Genomic DNA, 10,543 nt, shown 5'->3' on the forward strand with positions numbered 1-10,543 from the left:
GCGATCCGCCCGCGGTCCGCAAACCAGCGCCCCAGGCGCCCACCCTTGATGCGGTCGGGGTTCGGTCCGGTGCCGACGCGGCGGAATCTCATTGTCGGGCTTGGGGCGGGGATGGCGGCTCAGGCCCTGCCGGCCGCAGCCCAGAGCGGCGGGCCGCAGGCGCTCATCCAGAACGCCCTCGGCGAAGGCCAGCGCTTCGAGGCGGGAGCCGTGACCGAGCTCGCCCGAGCCCTGTCCCGGCGTCCCTTCGCGCCGCCGCCGAACGATCTGCCGGAGCCCTTCGCCGGGCTGAGCTATGAGCGCTACGTCGCCATCCGGGCCCTGCCGACCGGGCGGATCTGGCACGGCGAAAACCGCGGCTTCGTGGTGGAGCCGCTGCCGCGCGGCTTTGTGTTCACAACCGGCGTCAGCCTGTTCACCGTCGAGGACGGCCAGATCCGCCGCGTCGTGTTCGACAAAAGCCGCTTCGATTTCGGCGGCCTCGCCGTGCCGCCGAACGCGCCCGATCCCGGCTTCTCGGGCATGCGGCTCGAATCGGTGGCGGGCGGCCAGCCGTTCGAGTTCGCGCTGATCCAGGGCGCGACCTTCTTCCGGGCTGCGGCCCGGGGGCAGAATTTCGGCATCGTGGCCCGTGGCCTCGTGCTCAAGGCGGCCGAGGTGCGGGGCGAGGAGTTCCCCATCTTCCGGGCGTTCTGGATCGAGCGGCCCGTTCCGGGAACCAACGCCATCGTGGTGAACGCGCTGCTGGATTCCGAATCCGTGGCCGGAGCCGTGCGGATGACGTTCCGGCCGGGCGAGGCGACCATCGTCGATGTCGAGACGACCCTGTTTCCGCGCGTCGCGCTGGAACATGTCGGCATTGGCGGCATGGGCGCCGCGTTCCTGTTCGGGCCGAATGTCCGCCGCGGCACCGAGGACATTCGTCCGGCCGTCTACGACGCGTCCGGGCTGAGCATGCTGAACGGCCAGGGCGAATGGCTGTGGCGGCCGCTCAACAATCCGGACACGCTCCAGACCTCGGCCTTCATGGACGACAACCCGCGCGGCTTCGGTCTGATCCAGCGCGAGCGCGACTTCGCCCACTTCCAGGACGACGCGCAGCGCTTCGAGCGCCGGCCGAGCCTGTGGATCGAGCCCATCGGCGATTGGGGCCAGGGCTCCGTGCAGATGATCGAGATCCCGTCCGATTCGGAGATCAACAAGAACATCCTGGCCTATTGGCGGCCTCGCGCCGCCATGGCCGCCGGATCCGAGATCACGCTGTCCTACCGGCAGTTCTGGTCGTGGACGCCCCCTGATCGCCCGCAACTCGCGACCGTCTGGGGCACGCGGTCCGGCCGGGCCGGCTCGGGCCGGCGGCGGCGATTCCTCGTGGAGTTCGGCGGCGACGGGCTGGCGGCTCCGATCCCCGATCTGCGGGCCACACTCACCGCCTCCCCCGGCACGATCCTGAACCACCGGGTCTGGGCCTATCCCGACCGCAAGACCGTTAGGGTCGCCTTCGACCTGGATCCCGGCAACGAGAATGCCTCCGAGATGAGGCTCGTGCTGCAATCGGGCGCAAAACCGCTGAGCGAGACATGGCTTTATCGCTGGACGCCGTAGCTGCGGCGCCGCTCCCGCAGCCCGCGGCGGCGCCTTCGCCGCCTGCCCTGGAGCCGCATCTGCCCCCGGAAAACCGGCTGGCCATGCCGACGCAGTCGCTGGCCGATTGGAGCGCCGCCGACCGGGTCGCGGCCTCCCGCCGGCAGGCTGCGCGTTCGACCTGGCTCGCCCGCGCCTTCGTGTTCGGGGGCGCCGCGCTTCTGACCGCCTATGGCGCGCGGGAGATGTACTACGTGGTCTCGGTCAGCCGGACCACGGTGCTCCAGTACGTCCTGCTCGCCCTGTTCGTGGTGAACTTCTCCTGGATCGCGCTCGCCTTCACGAGCGCGGTGCTCGGCTTCGTCAAGCTGCTGGTGACGCGCCGCCCAGAGCCGCAGCCGGCCGTGCCCCTCGCCCGCCGCACCGCCGTCGTGATGCCGGTCTACAACGAGCTGACCTCGCGCACCTTTGCGGCCGTGGAGGCGATCCGCCGCTCGGTGGAGGCGACCGGCCAGGGTGCGGCCTTCGACTATTTCATCCTGTCCGATTCCACGAACCCGGATGCCTGGCTGGCCGAGGAGCGCGCCTTTCTGGCCCTGCGCGAGAAGATCGGCCCCGAGGCGCGCCTGTTCTACCGCCACCGGGAGAAGAACCATCACCGCAAGGCCGGCAACATCGCCGATTTCGTGACCCGCTGGGGTGGCGCCTACGAGCACATGATCGTGCTGGACGCCGACAGCCTGATGACGGGCGAGTGCATCGTGGCGCTCGCCGCCGCCATGGAGGCGGATCCGAGCGCGGGCATCATCCAGACCCTGCCCTACCTGGTGAACCGGAACACGCTGCTGGCGCGGCTGCAGCAATTCGCCGCCCGCGTGGCCGGGCCGGTGATCGCGACCGGGCTCGACGCCTGGTCCGGGCGCGACGGCAATTACTGGGGCCACAACGCCATCATCCGCACGCGGGCCTTCGCGGCCCATTGCGGGCTGCCGGACCTGAAGGGGCGGCCGCCCTTCGGCGGCCACGTGCTGAGCCACGATTTCGTGGAGGCCGCCTTGATCCGACGCGCCGGCTGGTCGGTCTACATGCTGCCGGCGCTGGCCGGCAGCTACGAGGAGAGCCCGCCCTCGCTGATCGACCTCTCCGTGCGGGACCGGCGCTGGTGCCAGGGCAATCTGCAGCATTCCCGCATCATCGGGGCGCGCGGCCTGAGGCTCGCGACGCGGCAGCACTTTGCGACCGGCATCATGGCCTATCTGGCCTCGCCCTTTTGGCTGCTGCAGCTCGTGGTCGGCATCGCGCTCGTGCTGCAGACCACCTACATTCGGCCCGAATATTTCAGCCGCGACTTCCGGCTGTTCCCGTCCTGGCCGCGCTTCGACCCGGAGCGCGCGCTGTGGCTGTTCGCCCTGACCATGGGCATCCTGCTGGCCCCGAAGGTGTTCGGCCTCGTCCTGATGCTGGGCGACCGCGACAAGCGGCGGGCCTGCGGCGGGGCGCTCCGGCTGGCCGTGTCCTTCCTGATCGAGCTCGTGCTCTCGGCGCTCATCGCCCCCATCCTGATGCTGGTGCAATCGGGTTCGGTGTTCCAGATCCTGGTCGGAGGCGACACGGGCTGGAACCCGCAACGGCGCGACGACGGCTCCATCCCGCTGCGCGACATCGTGCGGCGACATCGCTGGCACACTCTGCTCGGCATCGTGGCCGGGCTGTCGGCCTTCCTGATCGCCACCTCGCTGTTCCTCTGGATGTCGCCGACCATCATCGGCCTCGTGCTGGCGATCCCAATCTCGTGGCTCTCGGGCTCGCTCGCGACGGGCCTCGTCCTGAAGCGCTTCGGGCTCCTCCTGACCCCGGATGAGATCCGTCCGCCGCCGATCGTGGCCGAGGCGAACGCGCTGCAGATCGAGAATACGAAATGCGGGTTCGACGATCAGGACGCCTTGTTGGCACTCTACCGTGACCGGGCGCTCTGCGACCGGCACGAGGCGATGCTGCCGCACCGCCCGCACCGGCAGCGCGGAGAGTTCGAGATCGAACGCGTGATGGCCGAGGCCAAGATCATCGACGCGACCACCATCGGCGAAGCCGCCGCCTGGCTGAGCCCCCGCGAGCGCATGGTGGTGCTCAACGACCGGGCCTTGCTCAGCCTCGTGAAGCGCCTGGAGCCTTAGCCGCACTGGCTCCGAGGCGTCGGCGTGCTAGACAGGGGCAATCCGTAGCCATCGCGACGCCTGCTAGGCGCGCCTTCGGGCCGCCGCAGGCGGAGCATCCACGTTCCCCTCGGAGGTAACATGAAGCGTCGAGACTTCTTGGCGGCAGGTGCCGCCACGGTGGCCGCAGGCGCGGCCCAGGCTCAGACCACCCCGGCCACCCCTGACGCGGCTCCCTCGTCCCCGGCCGCCTCCTCTCAGGGCGGCGCCTCTCCGGCCGTGTCGTCCCCGGCGATCGTGGCTTCCATGCCGGAAATCCGCTGGCGCCTGACCTCGGGCTTTCCGAAGTCGCTGGACACGATCCACGGCGCGTCGGACCTCCTGGCTCGCTACGTGTCCGAGGCGACGGACGGCCGTTTCACCATCCAGCCCTTCGCGGCGGGCGAGATCGTCGGCACGGCCCAGGCCATCGACGCGGTCGCCAACAACACCGTCGAGATGGCCCACACGGCCTCCTACTACTATGTCGGCAAGGATCCGACCTACGGCATCCTGACGGCGGCCCCCTTCGGTCTGAACACCCGGCAGCAGAATTCCTGGTTCTACCAGAACGGCGGCAACGAGCTCGCGAACGAGTTCTTCGGCAAGGCGGGTCTCTACGCCCTCCCCGGTGGCAACACCGGCACGCAGATGGGCGGCTGGTTCCGCAAGGAGATCAAGACCGTCGAGGACCTGAAAGGCCTCAAGATGCGGATCGCCGGCCTCGCCGGCACGGTGATGCAGCGCATGGGCGTCGTGCCCCAGCAGATCCCGGGAGGCGACATCTACGCGGCGCTCGAACGCGGCACGATCGATGCGACCGAATGGGTCGGCCCCTACGACGACGAGAAGCTCGGCTTCAGCAAAGTCGCCCCGTTCTACTACTATCCGGGCTGGTGGGAGGGCGGTGCCACCATCCACTTCTGGTTCAACAAGGAGAGGTGGGCCTCTCTCCCCAAGAGCTATCGGGCCATCGTCGAGGCCGCGGCCGCCTATGCCAATCTCGACATGACGGCCAAATACGACGCCAGGAACCCGGGGGCCTTGCGGCGGCTGGTCGGAGCGGGCGCGCAGCTTCGGCCGTTCAGCCAGGAGATCATGGAAGCCTCGCTCAAGGTGTCGAACGAGATGTACGATGACATCTCGTCCAAGAACCCGGATTTCAAGAAGATCTGGGACTCGATGCGCGCGTTCAGGGGCGAGGAGTACCTCTGGTTCCAGGTGGCCGAATACACCTACGACAACTTCATGATCCGGACCCGGGCGCGGGGCGGCAACTAACCCGCCGGGCTTTTGCCACCGGGCAGGCCGGGCAGGGGCGACCCGCCCGGCCCCTTCCGCTCGCCGGCCGCCTGGCCGGATCACGCGTTTCCGACGGCCGGGCCTTTCACGCCCGGCCGTTTCGTTTAGAGCGGGAGCATGCAGCCGACGCCTTGCGGCCTCACCCTCCGGCCCAGTGAGCCCACCGACATCGGGGCGATTGCCGCGATCTATGGGCGGGCCGTGACGGAGGGCGTCGCCTCGTTCGAGACCGAGGCTCCCGACGAGGCCGAGATGAGCCGGCGGCGCGACGCGATCCTGGCCGGCCAATTTCCCTACCTCGTCGGGTGCCTGGGCGGGCGCATCGCGGGCTACGCCTATGCCGGTCCGTACCGGGCCCGGCCGGCCTACCGGGGCACCGTCGAGAACTCCGTCTATGTGGACGCGGCCCTTCAGCGGCGCGGCGTCGCCCGGGCCCTGCTCTTGGCGCTCATCGAGGCCTGCGGGGCGGGCGGTTTCCGGCAGATGGTGGCCGTCATCGGCGATTCGGCGAATCTCGCCTCCACCCGCCTGCACGAATCGGCCGGCTTCGCCCCTGTGGGAACGCTTCGGTCCGTCGGCTGGAAGCACGGACGCTGGCTCGATACCGTGCTGATGCAGCGGGCCCTCGGGCCGGGTGACACAACGCCCGGCGGGACCCCTCACCCGGCTGCCGGGCTGGCGTGATCACCCGCGGCCTCATCTGGGCGCTCGGCGCGTCGCAGCTGATCTGCTGGGGCATCTCCTATTACATGCTGGCCGTGTTCGGCGAGCCGATCGCCCGCGAGATGGACTGGCCCCTGCCGCTGGTCTTCGGAGGGCAATCGGCAGCCATCGTCGTGATGGGGCTCGTGTCGCCGCTGGTGGGCCGGGTCATCGACCGGCGCGGCGGCCGGCCCGTCATGGTGGCGGGCTCGTGCCTGATCGCGCTCGGCTGCCTCGCGCTGGCGCTGTCGCGCAACCTCGCCACCTACTACGCGGCCTGGCTGGTGCTGGGCCTCGCGATGCGGATGGCGCTCTACGACGCAGCCTTCGCAACTCTGGCCCGCATCGCCGGACGGGCCGCACGGCGGCCGATCTCGCAGATCACGCTTTTGGGCGGGCTCGCCTCCACGGCGCTGTGGCCGATCGGTCAGGCACTGGTGGATGCCTTCGGCTGGCGCGGCGCGCTCCTGGTCTATGCCGGGCTGGCCCTCGCCACGGTGCCGCTCCACCTCCTGATCCCCGCAGCCTCGGCCCAGGAGGTCGGGCGCGCTGCGCAGACCGGGGAGGTCGCGCCGCGCGCCGCCTCTCCCGGCGAGCATCGGGCGGCCGCATGGCTGTTCGCCGCCGGCCTGATGCTGACCACCTTCCTGGCCTCCGCCATGTCCGTGCACCAGATCGCGCTGATGACCGGGCTCGGTCTCGCGACCGGGGCCGCCGTGTGGGTCTCGGCGCTGCGGGGCGTCGGGCAGTCGGCCGCGCGGCTGGCGGAGATCCTGTTCGGCCGGCGCTTGGACCCCCTGGCGCTGGGCGTGATCGCCACCGCCCTGCTGCCGCTCAGCTTCGCGGCCGCGTTCGGCGCGGGCGGCTCAGTCGGGGCCGCCCTCGCCTTCTCGCTCCTCTATGGCGCCGGCAACGGCCTCGGCACCATCGTCAAAGGCACGCAGCCGCTCGTGCTGTTCGACCCCCGCGTCTATGGCAGCCTCGTGGGCCGCCTCGCCGCGCCGAGCTTCTTCGTCTCTGCCGCGGCGCCGATCACCTTCGCGGCCGTCATCGAGCATTACGGGCCGGAGGCCGCGCTCTGGCTGTCGCTCGGTATCGGCGCCCTCGCGCTCGTCTGCGCGCTGGCGCTCTGGCGCCGGTTCAGAGGGGCGCCGGAGCCTACGCCTCCCTGAGGTCGGGCGGGATCGCCTCCAGGCGCAGCTGCTCGACGGCCTCGTCCAGCGTCATCCCGGTCTGGTCCTTGGAGCCGAGCCGGCGGATCGAGACGCGGCGTTCCTCCGCCTCCCGCCGGCCCACCACCAGCAGCACTGGCACCTTGGCTACCGAGTGCTCGCGCACCTTGTAGTTGATCTTCTCGTTGCGCAGGTCGGCCTGGGCCCGGAGGCCCGCCCTCTGCAACGCCGCGAGCACCTCGTCCGCATAGCCATCCGCGTCTGACGTGATGGTCGCCACCACGGCCTGTACCGGGGCCAGCCAGAGCGGGAAGTGGCCGGAATAATGCTCGATCAGGATGCCGAGGAACCGCTCCATCGAGCCGCAGATGGCCCGGTGGATCATCACCGGTTCCTTCTTCACGCCGTCGGCGTCGACGAAGGTGGCGCCGAACCGCTCCGGCAGGTTGAAATCCACCTGCGTGGTGCCGCATTGCCAGTCGCGGCCGATGGCGTCCCGCAGCACGTATTCGAATTTGGGGCCGTAGAAGGCGCCCTCGCCCGGGTTCACGGCCGTCTTGACCCGCCCGCCCGAATTTTTCGCGATGGTGGCCAGAACCTCGGTCATGACGGCCTCGGCGCGGTCCCACAGCGCGTCGGACCCGACCCGCTTCTCCGGCCGCGTCGACAGCTTCACAACAATCTCGCCGAAGCCGAAATCGGCATAGGTGGACAGGATCAGGTCGTTGATCCTGAGGCACTCCTCGGCCATCTGCGCGTCCGTGCAGAAGACGTGCGCATCGTCCTGGGTGAACCCCCGGACCCGCATCAGCCCATGCAGCGCCCCGGAAGGTTCGTAGCGGTGGACGGCGCCGAATTCAGCATACCGCGTCGGGAGATCGCGGTAGGACTTAACCCCCTGCTTGAAGATCTGGATATGGCCGGGGCAGTTCATCGGCTTGAGGGCGAAGACCCGTTTGTCCTCCGTCTCGTCGCCGGCGGACTGGGCCATGAACATGCTCTCCCGGTACCATTCCCAATGGCCCGAGGTCTGCCACAGCGAGGCGTCCAGGAGCTGCGGCGCGTTCACCTCCTGGTACCCGAGCCGGCCGAGCCGGCGCCGCATATAGGCGATCAGGACCTGGAACATGGTCCAGCCCTTCGGGTGCCAGAAGACGACCCCCGGCCCCTCCTCCTGGAAGTGGAACAGGTCCATCTCGCGGCCAAGGCGGCGGTGGTCGCGCCGCTCGGCTTCCTCGAGGCGGAACAGGTAAGCCTTGAGCTCGGCCTCGCTTGCCCAGGCGGTGCCGTAGATCCGCTGGAGCATCGGGTTGTTGGAATCGCCGCGCCAATAGGCGCCGGCCAGCTTCTGCAACTTGAAGGCAGTGCCAATGCTGCCCGTCGAGGCGCCGTGCGGGCCACGGCACAGGTCGAGCCATTCGCCCTGCCGGTAGATCCGCAGGTCCTGGTTTTCCGGAATGGCGTCAATCAGCTCGAGCTTGTAGCGCTCGCCCTTGGCCGCGAACCAGGCCTTGGCCTGCTCGCGCGACCAGGTCTCGCAGGTGATGGGCTGGTTGCGGGCCACGATCTCCCGCATGCGGGCCTCGATGGCCTCGAGGTCCTCCGGCCGGAACGGCTCGTCCCGGGCGAAATCGTAATAGAATCCGTTCTCGATCACCGGCCCGATCGTGACCTGCGTGCCGGGATAAAGCTCCTGCACGGCCTCCGCCATGACGTGAGCCGCGTCGTGGCGGATCAGCTCCAGAGCCTCCGGCGCCTCGCGGGTAACGATCTCGACCTTCGCGCCATCGGGCACGGGCGCGGACAGGTCGGCGAGGCGGCCGTCCACCTTCGCCGCCATGGCCCGCTTGGCCAGCGACTTGGAGATCGCGCCCGCAATGTCGGCGCCGGTCGCCCCGTCCGGAAACTCGCGGCGGGCCCCATCGGGAAAGGTGACGTGGATCATGGCGGGAACTGCTGGTGCCGGACAAGTCGGGATCGGCCTCCCTCGCCTAAACGGGACGGGAGGACAAGGCCGCGGGAGGGCCGGGATCACGGGATACCCGGATCCGGGGATCCAGGGATGACCGGATCCCGGGACCGGCCAACCCTGATCCATGGTGAGCGCGCTGGGACTCGAACCCAGGACCTACTGATTAAAAGTCAGTTGCTCTAACCAGCTGAGCTACGCGCCCCCGTGCGATGGGAGATAGGTGGAAGGCGGCGGCCGGTCAAACGGCGCCGTGTGGATCGTTGTGGCATCTTGCGCGGCGACAGGGGCGCGCTCATCAGGGCGTCACGATGATGGCTTCCGAAACGGCCTCGCGGCCGGCGGCCGAATGGCGGAGCTTCGCGGCCGCGTTCTGCGCGGCGGCCGCCCTCCTGACCGCGATCCTGTACGGAGCCGTGCTGGCGCTCGATCCCTACGGGACCCGCGTCCGGCCCGGCCATCCGCCCGGCCCGCTGATGGATAGCAATCAGCGCTACATGTACCCGCAGGTCGCCCGCGGTGGCGGCTACGATTCGGCCGTGTTCGGCACCTCCACAGCGCGGCTGCTGGATCCCGAGCGGCTGGCCGTGGCCATCGGCGGACGCTTTGCGAATCTCGCGGTCAACGCCGCAACCCCATGGGAGCAGCTGCAGCTCGCGGCCCTGTTCCTGCGCCACGCGCCCGACGCCAGGACGCTGGTGCTCGGGCTCGACCGGTCCTGGTGCGAGCCCGCGGCCGATGCGCCCGCCAACCTGACCACCTTTCGGGCCTTTCCGGCCTGGCTCTATGACGAGGGCCGGCTGAACGACCTCCCCGAGCTCCTGAACCTGAAATCGCTTGAGATCGCCGGCCGCGTGGCGCTGAACCGGTTGGGGCTGGCGCGGCCCCGCATCCGGCCGGACGGCTTTGACGTCTTCACCCCGCCCGAGGCGCTCTATGACGCCGACAAGGCCCGGGCCAACATCCGGCAGGCCGTGGCCGGCCTGGAGGGCGGCCGAGGGCGCGCGCCGCCGCCCGAGGCCCCGCTTCCGGCCGTGGCGTGGCTCGCCGAGTTCACCGCCCGCCTCCCGGCCACGACCCGGCTCGCCGTTCTGCTGCCGCCGCTCCACGCCCTCGCCCAGCCGGAGCCCGGGAGCCCCGAGGCGGAGGCGGACGAGCGCTGCAAGGCGCGGATCGGCGCAGCGCTCGCCGGCGGCAATGCCGTGCTGCTCGATTACCGGCGCCGCACGGCGCTCACGGCCGACGACACCAATTTCTGGGACCCGCTGCATTTCCGGCTGCCGGTCGCGGCTGCGATCACGGAGGCGCTGGGCGCGGCATTGCGCGGGGACGCGCCCCCCGCCGGGGCGCCCTACGGCGTGCTGCTGCCGCCCCGGGGCTGAGCCTCGCCCTCGCCCTCGGCCCAGCCGGCCCGGATCGAAGCGGCCTCCTCGTCGAGCGTCCCGGCTTCGATCGCGGCGCGAAGACGTGCCATCAGGTCCTGGTAATAGCTGACGTTATTCCAGGTCAGCAGCATCATGCCGAGGATCTCTCCCGAGCGCACGAGGTGGTGCAGGTAGGCGCGCGAATAGGCCGAGGAGGCGGAGCACGCCGAGGCCGGATCGAGCGGCCGCGGGTCCTCC

General features: G+C 70.0%; 8 protein-coding genes and 1 tRNA gene. 6 read left to right on the plus strand and 3 right to left on the minus strand.

The features are described 5' to 3' along the window. The first annotated feature begins 111 nt into the window (after positions 1–111). The 5 genes from JWR86_RS17290 (at position 112) to JWR86_RS17310 (ending at position 6,952) form a co-directional block, all read left to right on the plus strand. Positions 112–1,605, plus strand: a complete 1,494-nt coding sequence (locus JWR86_RS17290) for a glucan biosynthesis protein (RefSeq protein WP_299567739.1) — start codon at positions 112–114, stop codon at positions 1,603–1,605. Further along, complete coding sequence (gene mdoH, locus JWR86_RS17295; protein ID WP_299567741.1) at positions 1,581–3,758, plus strand: glucans biosynthesis glucosyltransferase MdoH; 2,178 nt, start codon at positions 1,581–1,583, stop codon at positions 3,756–3,758. The genes JWR86_RS17290 and mdoH overlap by 25 nt, the downstream gene beginning before the upstream one ends. Positions 3,759–3,878: 120 nt before the next feature. After that, entirely contained in the window at positions 3,879–5,057 is a 1,179-nt protein-coding gene (locus tag JWR86_RS17300; protein ID WP_299567743.1) for a TRAP transporter substrate-binding protein, read from the plus strand. Between the two features lie 138 nt (positions 5,058–5,195). Further along, positions 5,196–5,762 carry a GNAT family N-acetyltransferase gene (locus JWR86_RS17305; RefSeq protein ID WP_299567745.1) on the plus strand — a complete coding sequence of 189 codons (567 nt, stop codon included), beginning with the start codon at positions 5,196–5,198 and terminating at the stop codon, positions 5,760–5,762. Further along, a complete protein-coding gene (locus JWR86_RS17310; RefSeq protein ID WP_299567746.1) occupies positions 5,759–6,952 on the plus strand; it encodes an MFS transporter in 1,194 nt (397 codons plus the stop codon). Before JWR86_RS17305 ends, JWR86_RS17310 begins: the two co-directional genes overlap by 4 nt. Here the strand turns inward: JWR86_RS17310 and thrS are convergent. Continuing rightward, positions 6,939–8,897: a threonine--tRNA ligase gene (thrS, locus tag JWR86_RS17315; protein WP_299567748.1), complete on the minus strand. Its 1,959-nt coding sequence runs from the start codon at positions 8,895–8,897 to the stop codon at positions 6,939–6,941. The two genes, JWR86_RS17310 and thrS, sit on opposite strands and share 14 nt — an antisense overlap. Before the next feature lie 152 nt (positions 8,898–9,049). Then, positions 9,050–9,126 (minus strand) — tRNA-Lys (locus tag JWR86_RS17320). A gap of 106 nt (positions 9,127–9,232) precedes the next feature. Between JWR86_RS17320 and JWR86_RS17325 the strand changes: the two genes are divergently transcribed. Continuing rightward, entirely contained in the window at positions 9,233–10,303 is a 1,071-nt protein-coding gene (locus tag JWR86_RS17325; RefSeq protein ID WP_299567750.1) for a hypothetical protein, read from the plus strand. Here the strand turns inward: JWR86_RS17325 and JWR86_RS17330 are convergent. After that, positions 10,273–10,543 (minus strand): tRNA-guanine transglycosylase (locus tag JWR86_RS17330; RefSeq protein ID WP_299567752.1); only part of this gene is annotated, 271 nt, incomplete at its 5' end. The genes JWR86_RS17325 and JWR86_RS17330 overlap by 31 nt on opposite strands.

The organism is Enterovirga sp. (genome assembly GCF_028290205.1).
Classification (GTDB): domain Bacteria; phylum Pseudomonadota; class Alphaproteobacteria; order Rhizobiales; family Beijerinckiaceae; genus Enterovirga.

Coding starts and splice junctions, on each gene's coding strand:
- thrS (WP_299567748.1), bottom strand. CDS start 8,897: ATGATCCACGTCACCTTTCCCGATGGGGCCCGCCGCGAGTTTCCGGAC.
- JWR86_RS17325 (WP_299567750.1), top strand. CDS start 9,233: ATGATGGCTTCCGAAACGGCCTCGCGGCCGGCGGCCGAATGGCGGAGC.
- JWR86_RS17305 (WP_299567745.1), top strand. CDS start 5,196: ATGCAGCCGACGCCTTGCGGCCTCACCCTCCGGCCCAGTGAGCCCACC.
- JWR86_RS17300 (WP_299567743.1), top strand. CDS start 3,879: ATGAAGCGTCGAGACTTCTTGGCGGCAGGTGCCGCCACGGTGGCCGCA.
- mdoH (WP_299567741.1), top strand. CDS start 1,581: ATGGCTTTATCGCTGGACGCCGTAGCTGCGGCGCCGCTCCCGCAGCCC.
- JWR86_RS17290 (WP_299567739.1), top strand. CDS start 112: ATGGCGGCTCAGGCCCTGCCGGCCGCAGCCCAGAGCGGCGGGCCGCAG.